The 19512-nt window shown below is 67.0% G+C and carries 17 protein-coding genes and 1 tRNA gene; 10 read left to right on the top strand and 8 right to left on the bottom strand.

Annotated elements, in window-relative coordinates:
- Window positions 1–204: 204 nt before the first annotated feature.
- From BTH_RS18020 to BTH_RS17980, 9 genes are all read left to right on the top strand, one after another.
- The gene (locus tag BTH_RS18020) at window positions 205–1197 is read left to right on the top strand and encodes a polyprenyl synthetase family protein (protein WP_009888814.1); all 993 of its coding nucleotides are present in this window, start codon (window positions 205–207) and stop codon (window positions 1195–1197) included.
- A gap of 41 nt (window positions 1198–1238) precedes the next feature.
- Window positions 1239–1315 (top strand) — tRNA-Pro (locus BTH_RS18015).
- A 229-nt stretch (window positions 1316–1544) separates the two neighbouring features.
- Window positions 1545–2753, top strand: a complete 1209-nt coding sequence (locus BTH_RS18010) for an HlyC/CorC family transporter (protein ID WP_230589002.1) — start codon at window positions 1545–1547, stop codon at window positions 2751–2753.
- Between the two features lie 106 nt (window positions 2754–2859).
- Window positions 2860–4131, top strand: a complete 1272-nt coding sequence (locus BTH_RS18005) for a GspE/PulE family protein (RefSeq protein WP_011401968.1) — start codon at window positions 2860–2862, stop codon at window positions 4129–4131.
- Window positions 4128–5345, top strand: a complete 1218-nt coding sequence (locus BTH_RS18000; protein ID WP_011401967.1) for a type II secretion system F family protein — start codon at window positions 4128–4130, stop codon at window positions 5343–5345. Before BTH_RS18005 ends, BTH_RS18000 begins: the two co-directional genes overlap by 4 nt.
- Before the next feature lie 44 nt (window positions 5346–5389).
- Window positions 5390–6304, top strand: a complete 915-nt coding sequence (locus tag BTH_RS17995) for a prepilin peptidase (protein ID WP_009888805.1) — start codon at window positions 5390–5392, stop codon at window positions 6302–6304.
- Between the two features lie 3 nt (window positions 6305–6307).
- Window positions 6308–6919, top strand: coding sequence for a dephospho-CoA kinase (coaE, locus tag BTH_RS17990; RefSeq protein ID WP_009888803.1), 612 nt, complete (start codon window positions 6308–6310; stop codon window positions 6917–6919).
- 149 nt (window positions 6920–7068) lie between these two features.
- Window positions 7069–7824, top strand: coding sequence for a cell division protein ZapD (gene zapD / locus BTH_RS17985; protein WP_009888802.1), 756 nt, complete (start codon window positions 7069–7071; stop codon window positions 7822–7824).
- A gap of 31 nt (window positions 7825–7855) precedes the next feature.
- Complete coding sequence (locus tag BTH_RS17980; RefSeq protein WP_009888798.1) at window positions 7856–8059, top strand: DNA gyrase inhibitor YacG; 204 nt, start codon at window positions 7856–7858, stop codon at window positions 8057–8059.
- Between the two features lie 129 nt (window positions 8060–8188).
- Here BTH_RS17980 and BTH_RS17975 read toward each other — a convergent pair whose 3' ends face one another.
- From BTH_RS17975 to secA, 4 genes are all read right to left on the bottom strand, one after another.
- Window positions 8189–8638 (bottom strand): NUDIX domain-containing protein, encoded by a 450-nt coding sequence (locus tag BTH_RS17975; RefSeq protein ID WP_009888797.1) that lies wholly within the window; start codon window positions 8636–8638, stop codon window positions 8189–8191.
- Window positions 8635–9504: an ATP-binding protein gene (locus BTH_RS17970; RefSeq protein WP_004194150.1), complete on the bottom strand. Its 870-nt coding sequence runs from the start codon at window positions 9502–9504 to the stop codon at window positions 8635–8637. The genes BTH_RS17975 and BTH_RS17970 overlap by 4 nt, the downstream gene beginning before the upstream one ends.
- 19 nt (window positions 9505–9523) lie before the next feature.
- Window positions 9524–10765 (bottom strand): bifunctional glutamate N-acetyltransferase/amino-acid acetyltransferase ArgJ, encoded by a 1242-nt coding sequence (gene argJ, locus BTH_RS17965; protein WP_009888795.1) that lies wholly within the window; start codon window positions 10763–10765, stop codon window positions 9524–9526.
- A 155-nt stretch (window positions 10766–10920) separates the two neighbouring features.
- Window positions 10921–13713: a preprotein translocase subunit SecA gene (gene secA / locus BTH_RS17960; RefSeq protein WP_009888793.1), complete on the bottom strand. Its 2793-nt coding sequence runs from the start codon at window positions 13711–13713 to the stop codon at window positions 10921–10923.
- A gap of 589 nt (window positions 13714–14302) precedes the next feature.
- On the opposite strand from secA, the gene BTH_RS17955 reads away from it, so the two are divergent.
- Complete coding sequence (locus BTH_RS17955) at window positions 14303–14782, top strand: DUF721 domain-containing protein (protein ID WP_009888792.1); 480 nt, start codon at window positions 14303–14305, stop codon at window positions 14780–14782.
- Window positions 14783–15119: 337 nt separating this feature from the next.
- Here BTH_RS17955 and lpxC read toward each other — a convergent pair whose 3' ends face one another.
- The 4 genes from lpxC to ftsA form a co-directional block, all read right to left on the bottom strand.
- Window positions 15120–16037, bottom strand: a complete 918-nt coding sequence (gene lpxC, locus BTH_RS17950; RefSeq protein WP_009888790.1) for a UDP-3-O-acyl-N-acetylglucosamine deacetylase — start codon at window positions 16035–16037, stop codon at window positions 15120–15122.
- A gap of 241 nt (window positions 16038–16278) precedes the next feature.
- The gene (locus BTH_RS17940) at window positions 16279–16785 is read right to left on the bottom strand and encodes a peroxiredoxin (RefSeq protein WP_009888789.1); all 507 of its coding nucleotides are present in this window, start codon (window positions 16783–16785) and stop codon (window positions 16279–16281) included.
- 188 nt (window positions 16786–16973) lie between these two features.
- Window positions 16974–18170: a cell division protein FtsZ gene (gene ftsZ / locus BTH_RS17935; RefSeq protein ID WP_004194380.1), complete on the bottom strand. Its 1197-nt coding sequence runs from the start codon at window positions 18168–18170 to the stop codon at window positions 16974–16976.
- 109 nt (window positions 18171–18279) lie between these two features.
- Window positions 18280–19512 carry a cell division protein FtsA gene (gene ftsA, locus BTH_RS17930; RefSeq protein ID WP_004194020.1) on the bottom strand — a complete coding sequence of 411 codons (1233 nt, stop codon included), beginning with the start codon at window positions 19510–19512 and terminating at the stop codon, window positions 18280–18282.

Here is a 19512-nt window from a genome sequence, read left to right as displayed (position 1 = left end):
ATCCATTTTTCCGTGCACCGTGCGCGGAAAACGCGTGATTATACATAGAGTTAGCACTTCAGTCAAAGCGCACCCGCGTCTGCCGCGCCCGACCGTGGCGCGGACATCGGCCGAACGGCCGAAAAACGCGCGATGACGTCGCACGACAGCCCGGCTCGACGGCGATTCGCCTTATAATCCGCGGCACTACCCATTTCCATGATCATGTCGTCGACTGCCTCCCCCTCCCTCAGCGCCGCCCACCTGCTCACCCCGATCGCAAGCGACATGGAGCAGGTGAATCGCGTCATCCGGCAAAGCCTCGCGTCCGACGTGCTGCTGATCAATCAGATCGCCGAGTACATCATCGGCGCGGGCGGCAAGCGGCTGCGGCCGGCGCTTCTCCTGCTCGTCGCGGGCGCGCTCGGCGAACACACGAGCCAGAAGCACGTGCTCGCGGCCGTCGTCGAATTCATCCATACGGCGACGCTGCTGCACGACGACGTCGTCGACGAATCCGAGCTGCGGCGCGGCCGCAAGACCGCGAACGCGCTGTTCGGCAATGCGGCGAGCGTGCTCGTCGGCGATTACCTTTACTCGCGCTCGTTCGAGATGATGGTGGGCGTCGGCAAGATGCGCGTGATGGAGATCCTGTCCGAGGCGACGACGATCATCTCCGAAGGCGAAGTGCTGCAACTCTTGAACATGCACGATGCCGACGTCGACGAAGCCCGCTACATGCAGGTGATCCGCTACAAGACGGCGAAGCTGTTCGAGGCCGCCGCGCGGCTCGGCGCGGTGCTCGCGGGCGCCGACGCGCCGACGGAAGCCGCCGCCGCCGAGTATGGCCGCCGCATCGGCACCGCGTTCCAGATCATGGACGACTGGCTCGACTATGCGGGCACCGCCGAAGCGATGGGCAAGAACGCCGGCGACGATTTGCGCGAAGGCAAGCCGACGCTGCCGCTCATCTATCTGATCGAACGCGGCACGCCCGAGCAGTCGACGCTTGCCCGCGAAGCGATCGAGCACGGCGGCACCGATCGCTTCGACACGATCTTCGACGCGATCACGCGCTCGGGCGCGCTCGACCATACGCTCGAATGCGCTCGCCAGGAGGCTCAAGCGGCCGCAGCAGCAATTTCCTCGTTCCCCCCTTCCATTTTCAAAGAGAGCCTGCTAGAATTATGTTTTTACTCGACGTCACGCCAGTCTTGATCTAGACCGAAGCGACGAATCAGTACGAATCGAGTTCAAATCGGGGTGTAGCTTAGCCTGGTAGAGCGCTACGTTCGGGACGTAGAGGCCGGAGGTTCGAATCCTCTCACCCCGACCAGATTTGCTAAAAACCGCGCACACGATGCGCGGTTTTTTTTTGCGCGGCGGCGCTGCGCGGACAATGCAGCGCCGTACGCGAACCGGCCGCCCCCCTCTGCTATAGTCTTTTCCATTCCTGTCATTCACCGACTCTGCGACGCGTGGACCAAATTCCCTTATGGGCGCAAATCGGCGCCGTCTTTCTGCTTCTCCTCTGCTCCAGCTTCTTCTCCATTTCTGAAACCGCGATGATGGCGCTCAACCGCCATCGGCTCAAACATCTCGCGGCCCGCGGCGCGCTCGGCGCAAGAACGACCCAGCGCCTCCTCGCGCGAACCGACCAGTTGCTGAGCGTGATCCTGATCGGCAACAACCTGTTCAACACGATCATCCCGGTACTGACGACGTCGATCGCGCTGCACACGTTCGGCCACGACAACTTCGTGCTGTCGATCGCGACCGGCATCGTCGCGTTCCTGATCATCGTGTTCGCGGAAATCACGCCGAAGATCGTCGGCGCGACGTACCCGGAGCGGATCGCATTGTCGGCGAGCGTCGTGATCGCGCCGCTGATGCGCGTGATGATGCCCGTCGTGTGGTTCGTCAACACGCTGTCGGGGGCGATCCTCGCCGCGTTGCGAATCAATACGAAGGCGGGCCGCGACCAGCGGCTGTCGACCGAGGAACTGCGCTCGCTCGTGCTCGAATCCGGCAGCTTCATGCCGACCAAGCACCGCAGCATCCTGCTCAACCTGTTCGATCTCGAGAACATCACTGTCGACGACGTAATGATTCCGCGCCGCCAGATCGAAGCGCTCAACATCCTCGCGCCGCTCGACGACGTGCTGCACCAGCTCGAGACCTGCTATCACAATCGACTCGTCGTCTACGAGGGCGACATCGACCGCGTGCTCGGCGTGCTGCACGTGCGCAAGACGCTCGCCGCGTTCCACAACCAGGAGTTCGACCGCGAGACGCTGCGCGAGCTGCTTGCGGAACCGTACTACGTGCCGGCCGGCACGCCGGTGTTCCAGCAGTTGCAGTACTTCCAGGAGAGCCGGCACCGCACCGCGCTCGTCGTCAACGAGTACGGCGAGCTGGAGGGGCTCGTCACGCCGGAGGACATCATCGAGGAACTGATCGGCGAATTCACGACGACGATGCCGCGCAGCGAGAACTCGAAAAGCGGCTGGGACGCGAACGGCGAATGCATCGTCGCGGCCAGCATGCCGCTGCGCGAGTTGAACCGCTGGCTGCACCTCGGCCTGCCGACCAACGGGCCCAAGACGCTCAACGGCCTGATCCTCGAAGAGCTCGAGGAAATTCCCGAGGACGACGTCTGCCTGAAGATCGGCGACGTGATGATCGAAGTGATGCGCACCGAGGATCAGGGCGTGCGCACGGTCAAGCTATTCAAGCCGCGCACGCCGCGCGGAGGGCGTGCGCCCGGCGCGTGATGCGCGATGCGCGGCGCGGTTGGCCGATCGACCGACTGTCGGCCGCGCGCTCGACGCGCGATGATCGTTTCATCGTGTCGAGCAGGCGGCCGCGAGGCCGGTTCCGATGTCCCCCCCCTCCAACGCCTCTTTTCCTTCCGCGCGGCAGGCAACACCCGCCACCGGGGCATCCGTGCCTCCCCGGCTGCGCCATCCCGAACGTGTCGATGACGCGCCCGCCGTGGGCATCGTCGCCGATATGCTGCGTGCGGCGCACGAGCGCGACGCGTCCGATATCCATGTCGAGCCCTGCGAATCCGGCTGGCGGGTGCGCCTGCGGATCGACGGCGTGCTGCACGAATTCGCGCGGCCGCCGGCTCATTTGCGCGACGCGTGCGTGACGCGCATCAAGGTGCTCGCGCGGATGGACATCGCCGAGCGCCGCGTGCCGCAGGACGGCCGGCTGCGGCTCGCGCTCGCGCCGGGGCGCGCAGGCGACTACCGCGTGAGCTCGCTGCCGACGCTGCATGGCGAGAAGCTCGTGCTGCGGCGTCTGGAGACGCTGCCCGCCGATCTGTCGCTCGCCGCGCTCGGCTTCGACGCGGCTCAGGCAAGCGGCGTCGAGGCGGCGATCGGCGCGCCGCACGGTCTCGTCCTTGTCACGGGGCCGACGGGCAGCGGCAAGACGCTGTCACTGTATTGCTTCCTGCAAATGCTGAACGACGTATCGCGCAACGTCTGCACGGTCGAGGACCCGGCCGAGATCGAGCTCGACGGGATCAATCAGGTCGGCGTGCGTGAAAAGGCGGGCCTGACCTTCGCAGTCGCGCTGCGCGCATTCCTGCGTCAGGACCCCGACGTGATCATGGTCGGCGAGATACGCGATGCGCAAACCGCCGATGTCGCGCTGAAAGCCGCGCAGACGGGCCACCTCGTGCTGTCGACGCTGCATACGAACGACGCGCCCGCCGCGGTGGCTCGCCTGCTCGATATCGGTGTCGCGCCATACAACCTCGCCGCCGCGCTGCGGCTCGTGACGGCGCAGCGGCTCGTGCGGCGCCTGTGCCCCGCTTGCCGCGCGCCGTCGGACACGTCGCCCGCCGCGCTGCGCGCCGCAGGACTCGCCGCCGCGCCGATCGACGCCGGCTGGCGCCCGTATGCCGCGACGGGATGCCCCGCGTGCCATGGAATCGGTTATCGGGGGCGCATCGGCATCCATCAGGTGATGCCGCTGTCCGCCGAGTTGCGCAATCTGATCGCCGCGTGCGCGAGCAGCGCCGAACTCGCGCGGCAAGCATGCGCCGAAGGCATGACGAGCCTACGCGATGCTGCGCTTGCCCGCGTTCGCGACGGCACGACGAGCTTGAGCGAAGCGCTCGGCGCAACGGAGGCCCCATGAGCCCGCATAGTCCGGCCGCGCCGCTCGAGGCCCGGTATCGTTGGACGGGCGTGACGACCGACGGCGTGCGCCGCCGCGGCATGCTGGTCGCCGTCAATCCGTCCGCCGCACGCGCGGCGCTCAAGCGCATCGGCGTCACCGTGCTGCACATCGAAGCCCGTGGCAACGCGCCGCAGCCCACCGCACGGGCCGGCGAGGTCACGCGTTTCGCACGGCAGCTCGCGGGACTCTTGCATGCGGGGCTCGCGCTTGCGCCGTCGCTCGAACTGCTCGCGCAAGCGACGCGCCGAAACGAAATGCCACGCATCGCGGCAGGCCTCGCACGCGAGATCGTTGCGGGACGGCAGTTCTCCGCCGCGCTGCGCCGCTACCCGCGCCAGTTCGATCCGTTTTTCTGCCAACTGGTCGCGGTCGGCGAGACGGCGGGCGCGCTCGCCGCCGTGCTCGCCCGGCTCGCCGACGATCGCGAGCGTGCAGCAGCACAATATGCCCGCGTCAGGGGGGCGCTCGCTTACCCGGTCGCCGTGCTGCTGGTCGCGCTCGCGATCACTGCGGCATTACTGATCTGGGTCGTGCCGACGTTCGAGCAGATCTTCGCGGGCTTCGGCGCTGCACTGCCCGCGCCGACCCGTTTCGTCCTCGCGCTGTCGGCCGGCGTGACGCGCTGGAGCGCGCCTGTCGCCGCAGCCATGCTACTCGCCGGCGTTGCCGCTCGTCGCGCGGTGCGCCGCTCCGCGATCGCACGCGTCGCGCTCGCGCAGGCGCTGCTACGCGCGCCATTCGCCGGGCCGCTCGTGCAGGCGCTCGCCGCCGCCCGATGGAGCCGCGCGCTCGGCACGCTGCTCGCCGCCGGCACGCCGCTCACCGACGCATTCACCGCACTGTCGAACGCGACCGGCAACCCACGCTTCGATCTCGCGACAGCCCGCATCGCCGCACGTCTGCAGCACGGCGAGCGGCTCGCCAGCGCGATGCGCGCAGAAGACTGCTTTGCCGACGATCTCGTCCAGCCGATCGCCGTCGCCGAGGAATCGGGCACGCTGGACACGATGCTCATCGACGTCGCGACGCTCTACGATCGCCGCGTCGACGAACAGATCGGCGCGCTCGCGAACCTGTGCGAACCCGTCGTGATCGTCGTGCTGGGCGCGCTGATCGGCGCACTCGTCGTCGCGATGTACTTGCCGATCGTCCAGCTCGGCAACGTGGTGTAGCATCGCAGCCGAATCCGACTCCATTTGCGATGCCAACCGCCTCGATGACGCCCAATCCGTTCCTTCCCGGCCCGCCCGAGCACGCGGCAGCAACCGGGCCGCTCGCCGCGTTCGCGGCGCTCCCCACGGGCATGCAGCTTGCGTTCGCGATCGTGCTCGGTCTCGTCGTCGGTAGCTTCATCAACGTCGTCGCCCACCGGCTGCCGATCATGATGAAGCGCGCGTGGCTCGCGGAAATCGCCGAAGCGACGGGCGAGCCGTGCGCCGACGACGGCCTGCCCGCGCGCTACAACCTCTGCGTGCCGCGCAGCGCGTGCCCGCATTGCGGCCATGTGCTGAGAGCGTGGGAAAACGTGCCGGTCCTGAGCTATATCGTATTGCGCGGCCGCTGCCTGCGCTGCCGTGCGCCGATCGGCGTGCGCTATCCGCTCATCGAGCTCGCGAGCGGCGCGCTCGCCGCCGGCGCGCTCGCGCTTTTCGGGCCGAGCGGCGCCGCGCTCGCCGCGTTCGGCCTGTGCGCGGCACTCCTCGCGATGAGCGCGATCGACATGCAGACGGGCTTTCTCCCCGATTCGCTGACGCTGCCGCTCCTGTGGGCGGGGCTGTGCGTCAATCTGTGGGGCACGTTTGCGAGCCTGCGCGCCGCGGTGGTCGGCGCGATCGCCGGCTATCTGTTCCTCTGGTGCATTCTGTGGCTCTTCAAATTGCTGCGGGGCATCGAAGGAATCGGCTATGGCGACCTGAAGCTCCTTGCCGCGCTCGGCGCATGGCTCGGCTGGGAAGCACTGCCGCAAGTCGTGCTGATCGCCGCGGTCGCCGGCGCGGCGGTGGGCCTCGTCGCAACCTGGCGTGGCCGCATGCGCTTCGAGGAGCCGCTGCCGTTCGGCCCGTTCCTTGCGGCGGGCGGCGCCGCGACCCTCTTTTTCGGCACGCCGTTCTACCTGCTGCTAGGAGGCTGAACCATGTTCTCGGTGGGATTGACGGGTGGGATCGGCAGCGGCAAAACGACCGTCTCCAATCTGTTCGGCGCGCTCGGTGCAACGATCGTCGACACCGATTTGATCGCGCACCGCATCACCGCGCCGCACGGCCTCGCGATGCCATTCATCGAGCGCGAATTCGGCGCACAGTTCGTCGCGGCCGACGGTTCGCTCGATCGCGCAAAGATGCGCGCGCTGATCTTCAGCGACGAATCCGCGCGCAAGCGGCTCGAAGCGATCACGCATCCGCTCATCCGCGAGGAGACCGAACGCGAGGCGGGCGCGGCGCACGGCGCGTACGTCGTCTTCGTCGTGCCGCTGCTCGTCGAATCGGGAACGTGGGAGGCTCGCGTCGACCGCGTGCTCGTTGTCGATTGCGACGTCGAGACGCAAATCGCGCGCGTGATGTCCCGCAACGGCTTCGCCCGCGAGCAGGTGGAAGCGATCGTCGCGCGACAGGCGTCGCGCGACGCGCGTCTCGCCGCCGCGGACGACGTGATCGTCAACGATAATGCGTCGCTCGACGAGCTCGCAGCCGAGGTCGCCGCACTGCACCAACGCTATCTCGGATACGCGGCAGCCGCACCAAATTGACGAGCTTGCTGCGTGCATGTTGCGTCCGGCGCACGAAACCGCGCGGCGCGCCGGACACCTCCGAAAAATGGCGCGATTGCTAGGGTAGACAGTGGGCATTAGAATGTCCCTGCAATTTTGGTCATCCCCAACGCGAGAGGCGAGCGCGCTTGATTCTTTACGAGTATCCGTTCAACGAGCGAATCCGCACGCTGTTGCGTCTCGAAGATTTGTTCGAACGCTTCACGTTCTTCGTGGCTCAAGAGGACGCGAGAGAGCATCATGTCGCGCTGACGACGCTGTTCGAAATCTCCGAAGTCGCGGGCCGCGCAGATCTGAAATCGGATCTGATGAAGGAACTCGAGCGCCAGCGTCAGACGCTCGCGCCGTTTCGCGGCAATCCCGGCATCGAGCAGAACGCGCTCGAAGCCGTGCTCGGCGAAATCGAGCAGACGCTCGCGAACCTCGCGCAAATGCAGGGCAAGACCGGCCAGCATCTGATCGACAACGAGTGGCTCGCGAGCATCCGTAGCCGCGCGGTCATTCCCGGCGGCACCTGCAAGTTCGATCTCCCTTCGTACTACGCGTGGCAGCAGTGGCCCGCCGAGCAGCGCCGCCAGGACATCGCGAAGTGGTCGATGCCGCTCCTGCCGCTGCGCGACGCGGCGATGATCGTGCTGCGTCTTGCGCGCGAATCGGGGCAAGCGTCGAAGGTGATGGCGATGCAGGGCAGCTATCAGCAGATGTTGTCCGGCCGCACGTACCAACTGATGCAGGTGCGCGTGCCGCCCGAGCTGCGCGTGATTCCCGAAGCGAGCGCGAACAAGTACATGCTGTGGGTGCGCTTCACCGCGCAAGACGGCGACGTGCGGCCGCGCGCGGTCGACATCGACGTGCCGTTCCAGCTCACGCTCTGCAATCTGTAACGGCGGCCTCGTGCCGCATCGATCGATCCATATGGTTACCGTCGTGAAATGCCCGTCCTGCGGCAAGGAAGTGCGCTGGACGCCCGAAAACCGTTTTCGCCCATTCTGTTCCGCCCGCTGCAAGCAGCTCGATCTCGGCGCCTGGGCGGCGGAGAAATACCGGATCGGCGGAACGGACGACGAAGCGCCGTCCGAAGACGACGCCGGCAATCGCGAGGGCGACGGCCGCGGCTGACCGCCCGTCACCGCGGCAGACGCCCGGCCGAGTGCGGTCAGGCAGCGAGCCGCTCACGGGGGAGCGCAGCCGATCATCGGCCCGATAAGACTGGATGAACGGCTGCGGAGCCGAAGGCTCCGCGCATGTTTATCGCTGCGCCGCCCCCTGCTCGCGCGCGAGCAGATCGAGCACGGGCAGCGCGGCGGGCAGCAGCGGAGCGACGTCAACGGGCAGATGCTGCCAGACGAACGCCTGGCCTTCGCGGCTGTGCGGCTCGCCCGTCCAGCCCGTCACCTTGCAGAAGTACAGGCGAACGTACGCGTGCGGATAGTCGTGCTCGAGCGTATGCCAGCGATGGCATTCGGTCACGTCGATGCCCAGTTCCTCGTGCAGTTCCCGGGCAAGCGCCTCCTCGACACTCTCGCCCGCCTCGAGCTTGCCGCCCGGAAATTCCCAGTAGCCCTCGTAAGGCTTGCCGGGCAGCCGCTGCGCGAGCAAATATCGGCCGTCCGGCTGCACCAGCACTCCGACCGCCACCTCGGTGACCTTGCGGCCCGCGTCGGCGGGCGCCGCCGCTTTCGCGACTTCGATACTCATACGTTCTCCTTGCGGCCCGCGCGGTCGCGCGCGAACTGCCATGCGACCCGGCCGGAGCGCGAGCCGCGCTCGAGCGCCCAGACGAGCGCGTCGCCGCGCGCCGCCTCCACTTCGGCGGCGTCGCAGCCGAAATGCCTGAGCCAGTGGCCGACGATCGTCAGATAGTCGTCCTGCTTGAACGGATAGAAGCTGACCCAGAGGCCGAAACGCTCCGACAGCGAGATCTTCTCCTCGACGACCTCGCCCGGATGGATCTCGCCGTCCGGCAGATGCTTGTACGTCTCGTTGTCGCTCATGTACTCGGGCAGCAGATGGCGGCGGTTCGACGTCGCGTAGATCAGCACGTTGTCGGACTGCGCGGCGACCGACCCGTCGAGCGCGACCTTCAGCGCCTTGTAGCCCGATTCGCCTTCTTCGAACGACAGATCGTCGCAGAACACGATGAAGCGCTCGGGACGCGCCGAGATCAGCTCGACGATATCGCCCAGATCGTGCAGATCGTCCTTGTCGACTTCGATGAGCCGCAGCCCGTCGGCCGCATACGCGTTCAGGCACGCCTTGATCAGCGACGACTTGCCGGTGCCGCGCGCGCCCGTCAGCAGCACGTTGTTCGCCGGCTTGCCGTTCACGAACTGGCGCGTGTTCTGCTCGATCAGCGCTTTCTGGCGATCGATGTTCCGCAGATCGTCGAGCGAGATCGTCGAACGCGCGGCGACGGGCTGCAGATAGCCGCGCCCCTGGCGCTTGCGCCAGCGGAACGCGAACGCGGCAGCCCAGTCGACCGCTGCCGGCGGCGGCGGGAGAATCGCTTCGAGGCGCCCAAGCAACGCCTCGGCGCGGGTAAGGAACTGCTCGAGTTGATCCATGATGTCGCGCCCCCGTCGCTTACGAACGATAGTCGGCGTTGATGCTGACGTAATCGTGCGACAAATCGCAAGTCCAGATCGTCGCTTGCGCATCGCCGCGGCCGAGCAGCACGCGCACGGCGATCTCGCTTTGCTTCATCACGCGCTGGCCGTCCTCTTCGAGATACGCGGGATTGCGGCCGCCCGCCTTCGCGACGAGCACGTCGTCGAGATACAGATCGATCTTGCCGACGTCGAGATCCGCGACGCCCGCGTAGCCGATCGCCGCGAGAATCCGGCCGAGGTTCGGGTCCGACGCGTAGAACGCCGTCTTCACGAGCGGCGAATGACCGATCGCGTACGCGATCTGGCGGCATTCGGCTGCGCTCTTGCCGCCGTCGACCGTCACCGTAATGAATTTCGTCGCGCCTTCGCCGTCGCGCACGATCAGCTGCGCAAGCGCTTGCGCAACGGCGGTCACCGCGTCGCGCAACGCCGCGTACGCGGGCGAATCGGTCGACGCGATCTCGGGCAGGCTCGCCTTGCCGGACGCGATCAGGATGAACGAGTCGTTCGTCGACGTATCGCCGTCGATCGTAATGCAGTTGAACGAGCGATCGGCCACTTCCTTCACGAGCGCATCGAGCACGGGCTGCGCGACCTTAGCATCGAACGCGAGGAAGCCGAGCATCGTCGCCATGTTCGGCTTGATCATCCCGGCGCCCTTGCTGATGCCCGTCAGCGTGATCGTGTGGCCGTCGATCGCCACCTGGCGCGACGCCGCCTTCGGCAGCGTGTCGGTCGTCATGATCGCCTGCGCGGCGTCGTGCCAGTTCGCGGCCGCGCAGTTCGCGAGCGCGGCGGGCAGGCCGGCCTTCAGACGGTCGATCGGCAGCGGCTCGAGGATCACGCCCGTCGAGAACGGCAGCACCTGCTCGGGCGCGATGCCCGCGAGGCGCGCGAGCTCCGCGCACGTCTCGCGCGCATGCGCGAGACCCGGCTCGCCCGTGCCCGCGTTCGCGTTGCCCGTGTTGACGACGAGCGCGCGAATGCCCGCGCCGCCCGCGCGCACCTTCGCCAGATGCTCGCGGCAGACCGTCACGGGCGCCGCGCAGAAGCGGTTCTCGGTAAACACGCCCGACACGGTCGCGCCCTCGTCGATGGAGACGACGAGCACGTCCTTTCGGTTCGGCTTGCGAATGTTCGCCTCCGCCCAGCCGAGCGTCACGCCGGCGACGGGATGCAATTGCGCGGGATCGATCGAGGGAAAATTGACAGCCATCTGAAGCACCTGCCCGAAGGAAAATGCCGGCATTCGAGCCGGCATCGATTGGATTGAAGAACCGGCGGCCGCTCACGCCCCGCCGCGCATCACACCTCGAAAAATCTCGCGCACAGACGACGCGGCGCGCTTATCGCGCGCCGCCTTCGATCACGTCAGCTCAGCTTGCCGTGACAGTGCTTGTACTTCTTGCCGCTGCCGCATGGGCACGGATCGTTGCGTCCGACCCGCGGCACTTCGCCCGCCGGGCCGCTGTGGCTCATCGCGTGGCCGACCATCTCGGCCGTCGCGTCCGCGACCACCGCGCCCCCCGCCGACGCGGCGGCGGCCGCCGCGAAATCGGCGTGCTGGAACTCGACGTTGCCGAGCTGGCCGCCCTGCTCCTCGATCTGCTCGGCCGCCTCCTCGAGCTGCTCGGGCGACTGGATCTGCACGTTCATCACGATCCGCGTGACTTCCTGCTTCACCGCGTCGAGCATCGCCGCGAACAGTTCGAACGCCTCGCGCTTGTATTCCTGCTTCGGGTTCTTCTGTGCATAGCCGCGCAGATGGATGCCCTGACGCAGATGGTCGAGCGCCGCGAGGTGCTCGCGCCACAGCCGGTCGAGCGTCTGCAGCATGATCGAGCGCTCGAACGCGCTGAACGATTCGCGGCCGACCAGCGCGACCTTCGCTTCGTAGTGCTCGTCGGCGGCCGTCGTGACGGCGTCGAGAATCTCGTCCGCGTTAATCGACGACGACTCGTTCACCATTTCCTGGATCGCGAGGTCGAGTTGCCAGTCGTTGCGCAGCGTCTCCTCGAGCTCGGGCAGATCCCACTGCTCCTCGATGCTGCCCGCCGGCACGAACTGGCGGACGACTTCCGAGATCACGCCGTGACGCATCGCGCCGATCGTTTCGGCGATGTCGTGTGCTTCGAGCAATTCGTTGCGCTGCTGATAGATCACCTTGCGCTGATCGTTCGACACGTCGTCGTATTCGAGCAGCTGCTTTCGGATGTCGAAGTTGCGCGCCTCGACCTTGCGCTGCGCGGATTCGATCGAGCGCGTGACGATGCCCGCCTCGATCGCCTCGCCCTCCGGCATCTTCAGGCGATCCATGATCGCGCGCACGCGGTCGCCCGCGAAGATGCGCAACAGCGGATCCTCGAGCGACAGGTAGAAGCGCGACGAGCCCGGATCGCCCTGCCGGCCCGCACGGCCGCGCAGCTGATTGTCGATCCGGCGCGACTCGTGGCGCTCGGTGCCGATGATGTGAAGACCGCCCGCGGTCTTCACCTGCTCGTGCAGCGTTTCCCATTCGTCGTGCAGCTGCTGGATGCGGCGCGCCTTTTCGTCGGCCGGAATCGCCTCGTCGGCCTCGATGAACGCCGCCTGCTTCTCGACGTTGCCACCGAGCACGATGTCGGTGCCGCGGCCCGCCATGTTCGTCGCGATCGTGACGCGCTTCGGCCGGCCCGCCTCCGCGACGATCGCCGCCTCGCGCGCGTGCTGCTTCGCGTTCAGCACCTCGTGCGGCAGGCCCGCCTGCTTGAGCAGGTGCGACAGCAGCTCCGAGTTCTCGATCGACGTCGTGCCGACGAGCACCGGCTGGCCGCGCTCGTAGCACTCGCGGATATCGCGGATCACCGCGTCGTAGCGCTCCTTCGCGGTCTTGTAGATCTGATCCTGCTTGTCGATCCGCTTCGGCGGCCGGTTGGTCGGGATCACGACCGTCTCGAGGCCGTAGATCTCGTTGAATTCGTACGCCTCGGTGTCCGCCGTGCCCGTCATGCCCGAGAGCTTCGCGTACATCCGGAAGTAGTTCTGGAACGTGATCGACGCGAGCGTCTGGTTCTCGCTCTGGATCTTCACGTGCTCCTTCGCCTCGACCGCCTGGTGCAGGCCGTCGGACCAGCGGCGGCCCGGCATCAGGCGGCCCGTGAATTCGTCGACGATGATCACTTCGCCGTTCTGCACGACGTAGTGCTGATCGCGATGGAAGAGCGTGTGTGCGCGCAGCGCCGCGTACACATGGTGCATCAGCGTGATGTTCTGCGGCGCGTAGAGGCTCTCGCCGTCGCCGATCAAGCCCCATTCGGCGAGCATCCGCTCGGCCTTCTCGTGGCCCGACTCGGTCAGGAACACCTGGCGGCCCTTTTCGTCGAGCGTGTAATCGCCCGGCTTCTCGACGCCCGTGCCGTCCGCCTTCTCCTCGCCGATCTGGCGCTCGAGCAGCGGCGGCAGCGCGTTCATCCGCACGTACAGCTCGGTGTGATCCTCCGCCTGGCCCGAGATGATGAGCGGCGTGCGCGCCTCGTCGATCAGGATCGAGTCGACTTCGTCGACCACCGCGAAGTTCAGCGGCCGCTGCACGCGCGCGTCGGTCTCGTAGACCATGTTGTCGCGCAGGTAGTCGAAGCCGAATTCGTTGTTCGTGCCGTACGTGATGTCGGCCGCGTACGCCGCCTGCTTCTGGTCGTGCTCCATCCCCGACAGGTTGATGCCGACGGAGAGCCCGAGGAAGTTGTAAAGACGGCCCATCCACTCGGCGTCGCGCTGCGCGAGGTAGTCGTTGACCGTCACGACGTGCACGCCGCGGCCCGCGAGCGCGTTCAGATACGCGGCGAGCGTCGCGACGAGCGTCTTGCCCTCGCCCGTGCGCATTTCGGCGATCTTGCCGTAATGCAGCACCATGCCGCCGATCATCTGCACGTCGAAGTGGCGCATCTTCAGCACGCGGCGGCTCGCCTCGCGGCACACGGCGAACGCCTCGGGCAGGAGCTTGTCGAGCGACTCGCCGGCCGCGATGCGCTGACGGAACTCCCCTGTCTTGCCGCGCAACTGGTCGTCCGTCAGCTTCTCGATCTGCGTTTCGAGCGCATTGATCGTCGCGACGGTCTTTTGGTATTGCTTGACGAGCCGCTGGTTGCGGCTGCCAAAAATTTTCTGAAGAAAACCGGTTGTCATCGGATCGGGTGTGCGTCGGTGCAACGGCCCCGGAGCGGTGAACGCCCTCCCCGGCGCGCCGAGCCTCGGCGGCTTAGCGTAGAAGTGAATTCAAACGTCGAATTTTAGCACGCGCACCAAGGCGCGCCGGTGTCGGCGGCGGGCAACGCCGTGCGGCGCGGCCGGGCAAACAGCCGAAGTTCGCCGGCGGACGGGGCGGCGCGGCGCGATCGGCCGCAGGACGGCGCGGGAGTGCGAATCGCCTCCCGCCTCCCGCCGCTCGGGCGAAGGCGTGCGATCCTTCGCCGCGTGCGGTTCTCGACCAGTCGAGAGAACGGCACATCGAAAGGCGGCGCGAACGATCGGCGTACGTCGCCGCGCCCCCGCGTTTGGCGTCGGCGTTCGGGGTCGGAAGACGGGCTTCGGCTGCCGCCTTATCGGGGAAACAAGAAATGTCGATGGGCCGGAGGCTTGCGCCACGGCCGGCTACAACGGCAAACGGCAAACGATACCCGCGGCCGCCCAACGACATCGCGGTACAATCGGCGCATCGCTCCACCATCCGGTCGCCCGTCATGCGCCCCATCACGCGGCGCTGCCGACTTTTCTCATGAACCGACCGCCGAAGCAGCTATTTCGCCCCAACGACTGGTCGCGGCCGCGAGCGGCGGCCGACGTCCTCCAGCGCACCGACGCGTTCGCCGCACTGCGCGCGGGCGTCGAGCAGGTCGCGGCGCTGAAGCGGGATCTGGCCGCGCTGCTCCCCGATTACCTGGCGAACCATGTCGAGCCGGGCTTCATCAAGGACGGCACGCTCACGCTGTTCGCCGCGCACAACGCACTCGCCGCACGGCTGCGGCAAGTCGAGCCGCGGCTCCTATCCGATCTGCAGGCGCGCGGATGGGCGGTCGCCACGCTGAAAGTGCGCGTGCGCCCGCAGCCCGCGCCCGAGCCACCGCGCGTGAAGCAGGCTCGGATGTCGACGGCCGGCACCGATGCGCTGCGCCAGCTCGCCGATGCGCTCGAGCCGTCGCCGCTGCAGAACGCGCTTGCGCGCATGGCCGCGCGCCACGCGAAAACGCCTCGCTGATCCGTCCCGCCGCGCGCAAGCCATACGCGCCCGCCGCCCGCCACACGACGCAGCCGCTTCGCCGGACCGCTCCCCGTGCGCGGTTGCGCGCGCCGATGCGCGGCCCGTTGACGCACGCGGCGAGTGCGCGCAATCGGCAACCGACGCGCGCCGCAGCCATCGCCTTCGCCGCGCCATGTCGCGACACCCCGATATCCACCATGCGGCCAAATAGAGCGGCGGCTCTGCAACGGGTGCGCCGGCCCGCGCGGCCCGGCGAACATGCCCGACGCAATAAAAAAAGCGGCCCGCAGGCCGCCTTCTTGTCGTCGTCTTGCGTACGCGACGCGTCAGCGCATCACGCGAATGCCGTCTGCGCGTCGAAGCCGAAGCCCGTCGGCGCCGCCTTCGGATCGTCGAACGTCACGATCTCGTAGGCGTCCTCGTGCGCGAGCAGCTCGCGCAGCAGCGCATTGTTCAGCCCGTGGCCCGACTTGTACGCGGTGTACGACGCGAGGAGCGGATGGCCGACCACGTACAGATCGCCGATCGCGTCGAGCATCTTGTGCTTGACGAACTCGTCGTCGTAGCGGAGTCCGTCGTTATTGAGAATCCGGTATTCGTCGAGCACGATCGCGTTGTCCATGCTGCCGCCGCGCGCCAGCCCGAGCTCGCGCATCATCTCGACCTCGTGCGCGAAGCCGAATGTGCGCGCGCGCGCGATCTCGCGCACGTACGACGTGTTCGCGAAGTCAACCTCGAGTTCCTGGCCCGTCTTGTCGACGGCCGGATGGCGGAAATCGATCGTGAACTTCAGCTTGAAGCCGAAGTAGGGATCGAGACGCGCGAACTTGTCGCCGTCGCGAATCTCGACGGGCTTCGTCACCTTGATGAACTTCTTCGCCGCGTTCTGCTCTTCGATGCCGGCCGACTGGATCAGGAACACGAACGACGCCGCACTGCCGTCCATGATCGGGATTTCCTCGGCCGTCACGTCGACGTAGAGGTTGTCGATGCCGAGGCCCGCACACGCCGACATCAGATGCTCGACCGTCGACACGCGCGCGCCGTCCTTCTGCAGCACGGACGCGAGCCGCGTGTCGCCGATCGACAGCGCCGAAGCCGGAATGTCGACGGGCGTCGGCAGATCGACGCGCGAGAACACGATGCCCGTGTCCGGCGCCGCGGGGCGAAGCGTCAGTTCGACCTTGCGGCCCGAGTGCAGGCCGATGCCGACAGTCTTGACGATCGATTTGATGGTGCGCTGCTTCAACATGGTCACAGTCTTCTTGATTGAGGATATCAATCAGGAGTTTTATTCGATAGGCGAGATTATAGCGTAAATCCCTATTTCGCGTCGCGATGATCGGCGTTTCAAACTGTTTCGACGCATTACCCTGCGCAAATGCGAGACGGGCCGACGCCCGGAACGGAGGCGTTCCCGGTCGTCGACCCGTGTTACAACCGCGTGTCGGGCGCGCCGCGGCGTTGCCGAAAGACAACGTCGCACGCGTCGTTCAGCGCGTCAAACTGGCCAGCACGCTGGCCGCATCGCTCACTTCGAACTTGCCCGGCGCTTCGACGAGCAGCGTCTTGACCACGCCGTCGTCGACCACCATCGCGTAGCGCCGGGAGCGAATCCCCATGCCACGCGCGGACAGGTCCTGCGTCAGTCCCAGCGCATGAGTGAAAGCCGCGCCGCCGTCCGCCATCATGCGCACCTTGCCCGCGGTGTGCAGATCGCGTCCCCAAGCGCCCATCACGAATGCGTCGTTGACGGCAACGCACCAGATCTCGTCGATGCCCGCCGAGCGCAACCGCTCGGCCTGCGCGACGTAGCCCGGCACATGCTGCGCCGAGCAGGTCGGCGTGAACGCGCCCGGCAATCCGAAGATCACCACGCGCTTGCCCGCCGTCTGCTCGCGCACGCCAAAGGCGTTCGGCCCCAGCGTGCAGCCCGCGCGTGCGTCGTCGAGATACTCGAAGATCTGCACGTCGGGCAGCGTGTCGCCCACTTGAATCATGCCTGGTCCTTCATAGCGATACGTACGTCCGCAACAGACGACACGGCCCAACCCGGCCTCGCTCGAGCGAAGCGGGCGACTTTCCCGGCCCGGCGTCGCGAGCGACGCGGCCTGTCGTCAGCCGTTTCATCCGTCACGTCGGCTCGTGCCGCGCGCGATACCGCGCGGCGCGTTGCCTCGCGCGCGCGTCAGTCGGCCTGCTTGCGCAGGAACGCCGGAATGTCGTACGTGTCGACACCCTTCTCCTGCAGCGCCTGCACGTGCGACGCGGCCGTCTCGCGCGAATTGCGCCACACGGCCGGCGTATCGAACGCGCCGTAGTCGCCCGTGCTCACGTGATGCGAAGCCGCGTAGCCCTGCGGCGCCGCGCTGATCGGCTGGTTGTCCGTGCCGGTGCGCAGCAGCGTCATCGGCGCCGACTGCTGCTTCTTCGCCGCGCGGCCGAGGCCCGTCGCGACGACGGTCACGCGCAGCGCGTCGCCCATCGCGTCGTCGTACACGGCGCCGAAGATCACGGTGGCGTCGTCGGCCGCGTAGCTCTTGATCGTGTTCATCACTTCGCGCGTTTCCGACAGACGCAGCGAGCGGCTCGACGTGATGTTGACGAGCACGCCGCGCGCGCCCGACAGATCGACGCCTTCGAGCAGCGGGCTCGCGACCGCCTGCTCGGCAGCCAGGCGCGCGCGATCGACGCCGGCGACCGTCGCCGTGCCCATCATCGCCTTGCCCTGCTCGCCCATCACCGTCTTCACGTCCTCGAAGTCGACGTTCACGAGGCCATCGACGTTGATGATCTCGGCGATGCCCGCGACCGCGTTGTTGAGCACGTCGTCAGCGCACTGGAAGCACTTGTCCATCTCGGCGTCGTCGCCCATCACCTCGAACAGCTTGTCGTTCAGGACGACGATCAGCGAGTCGACGTGATCCTCCAGTTGCTGCGAACCCGCTTCCGCGACGCGCATCCGCTTGCCGCCTTCGAACTCGAACGGCTTGCTCACGACGCCGACGGTCAGAATGCCCATCTCCTTCGCGATCTGCGCGACGACGGGCGCCGCGCCCGTGCCGGTGCCGCCGCCCATGCCGGCCGTGATGAACACCATGTGCGCGCCGCGCAGCGCGTCGGCGATCCGCTCGCGCGCCTCCTCGGCCGCAGCACGGCCCATCTCAGGCTTCGCGCCGGCGCCGAGGCCGGTGTTGCCGAGCTGGATGACGGACGGCGCGCGCGAGCGCGACAGCGCCTGGGCGTCGGTGTTCATCACGACGAAATCGACGCCCTGCACCCCCTTGTTGATCATGTGCTGCACCGCGTTGCCACCCGCACCGCCAACGCCGATCACCTTGATGATCGTGCCGTTGGTTTCGGTTTCCAGCATTTCGAATTCCATTGTTGCCTCCGTCAAGAAAAGAACCGCTACTCGGCCGTTATTCGGCGGAAGATCGGGCAACCCTCCGTCGCGCGCCGGCCGCCGGCACCGGCGCGAATTTCGAAAACGGTTAGAAGTTGCTGAGGAACCACTCCTTCATCCGCGAGAAGATCTGCCCCGCGGAACCGGATTGCACGGCGACCTTGCGCCCGCGCATCCGTTGAGCGCTGCCCTCGACGAGCAGCCCCATCGCCGTCGAATAGCGCGGATTGCGCACGACGTCCGAGAGCCCGCCCGCATATTCCGGCGCGCCGATGCGCACCGGCTTCAGGAAAATGTCTTCGCCCAGCTCGACCATGCCGGGCATCATCGCAGCCCCGCCCGTCAACACGACACCGGAACTGAGTAACTCTTCGTAACCGGACTCGCGCACGACCTGCTGCACGAGCGAGAACAGCTCCTCGACGCGCGGCTCGATGACGGCCGCGAGCGCCTGCCGCGACAGCGTGCGCGGGCCGCGTTCGCCCAGGCCCGGCACTTCGACCATTTCGTCCGGATCGGCGAGCGCCTGCTTCGCGATCCCGTAGCCGACCTTGATGTCTTCGGCGTCGGGCGTCGGCGTGCGCAGCGCCATCGCGATGTCGCTCGTGATCTGGTCGCCCGCGATCGGAATCACCGCCGTGTGGCGAATCGCGCCTTCGGCGAAGATCGCGATGTCCGTCGTGCCGCCGCCGATGTCGACGAGCACGACGCCCAAGTCCTTCTCGTCTTCCGTCAGCACCGCAAGCGACGACGCGAGCGGCTGCAGGATCAGGTCGTTCACCTCGAGCCCGCAGCGGCGCACGCACTTGACGATGTTTTGCGCGGCGCTCACCGCGCCCGTCACGATGTGCACCTTCACCTCGAGGCGGATGCCGCTCATGCCGATCGGCTCGCGCACGTCTTCCTGGCCGTCGATGATGAATTCCTGCGTGAGGATGTGCAGCACCTGCTGGTCGGTCGGGATGTTGATCGCCTTCGCCGTTTCGATCACGCGCGCGACGTCGGTCTGCGTGACTTCCTTCTCCTTGATCGCGACCATCCCGCTCGAGTTGAAGCTGCGGATGTGGCTGCCGGCAATGCCGGTGAAGACGTTGGTGATCTTGCAGTCGGCCATCAGCTCGGCTTCTTCGAGCGCGCGCTGAATCGATTGAACGGTGGCCTCGATGTTCACCACCACGCCTTTCTTCAGCCCCTTCGACTCGCTCTGGCCGAGGCCGATGACCTCATAGTGGCCTTCGCCCTTCAGCTCGGCGACGACGGCCACCACCTTCGACGTGCCGATGTCGAGGGCAACCAGCAGATCCTTGTAGTCTTTGCTCAT

This window comes from Burkholderia thailandensis E264 (genome assembly GCF_000012365.1).
GTDB lineage: Bacteria > Pseudomonadota > Gammaproteobacteria > Burkholderiales > Burkholderiaceae > Burkholderia > Burkholderia thailandensis.
Note: the sequence above shows the minus strand (reverse complement) of the source record. Positions and strands in the feature narration are given on the sequence as shown.

Excerpts from the sequence above, each read along its gene's own strand:
- ftsA (WP_004194020.1), bottom strand. The coding sequence starts at position 19,512 with ATGAGCAAAGACTACAAGGATCTGCTGGTTGCCCTCGACATCGGCACG.
- secA (WP_009888793.1), bottom strand. The coding sequence starts at position 13,713 with ATGACAACCGGTTTTCTTCAGAAAATTTTTGGCAGCCGCAACCAGCGG.
- coaE (WP_009888803.1), top strand. The coding sequence starts at position 6,308 with ATGTTCTCGGTGGGATTGACGGGTGGGATCGGCAGCGGCAAAACGACC.
- BTH_RS17955 (WP_009888792.1), top strand. The coding sequence starts at position 14,303 with ATGAACCGACCGCCGAAGCAGCTATTTCGCCCCAACGACTGGTCGCGG.
- BTH_RS18010 (WP_230589002.1), top strand. The coding sequence starts at position 1,545 with ATGATGGCGCTCAACCGCCATCGGCTCAAACATCTCGCGGCCCGCGGC.
- BTH_RS17980 (WP_009888798.1), top strand. The coding sequence starts at position 7,856 with ATGGTTACCGTCGTGAAATGCCCGTCCTGCGGCAAGGAAGTGCGCTGG.
- BTH_RS17975 (WP_009888797.1), bottom strand. The coding sequence starts at position 8,638 with ATGAGTATCGAAGTCGCGAAAGCGGCGGCGCCCGCCGACGCGGGCCGC.
- argJ (WP_009888795.1), bottom strand. The coding sequence starts at position 10,765 with ATGGCTGTCAATTTTCCCTCGATCGATCCCGCGCAATTGCATCCCGTC.
- ftsZ (WP_004194380.1), bottom strand. The coding sequence starts at position 18,170 with ATGGAATTCGAAATGCTGGAAACCGAAACCAACGGCACGATCATCAAG.
- lpxC (WP_009888790.1), bottom strand. The coding sequence starts at position 16,037 with ATGTTGAAGCAGCGCACCATCAAATCGATCGTCAAGACTGTCGGCATC.
- BTH_RS18005 (WP_011401968.1), top strand. The coding sequence starts at position 2,860 with ATGTCCCCCCCCTCCAACGCCTCTTTTCCTTCCGCGCGGCAGGCAACA.
- BTH_RS17995 (WP_009888805.1), top strand. The coding sequence starts at position 5,390 with ATGACGCCCAATCCGTTCCTTCCCGGCCCGCCCGAGCACGCGGCAGCA.
- BTH_RS17970 (WP_004194150.1), bottom strand. The coding sequence starts at position 9,504 with ATGGATCAACTCGAGCAGTTCCTTACCCGCGCCGAGGCGTTGCTTGGG.
- BTH_RS18020 (WP_009888814.1), top strand. The coding sequence starts at position 205 with ATGTCGTCGACTGCCTCCCCCTCCCTCAGCGCCGCCCACCTGCTCACC.
- BTH_RS18000 (WP_011401967.1), top strand. The coding sequence starts at position 4,128 with ATGAGCCCGCATAGTCCGGCCGCGCCGCTCGAGGCCCGGTATCGTTGG.
- BTH_RS17940 (WP_009888789.1), bottom strand. The coding sequence starts at position 16,785 with ATGATTCAAGTGGGCGACACGCTGCCCGACGTGCAGATCTTCGAGTAT.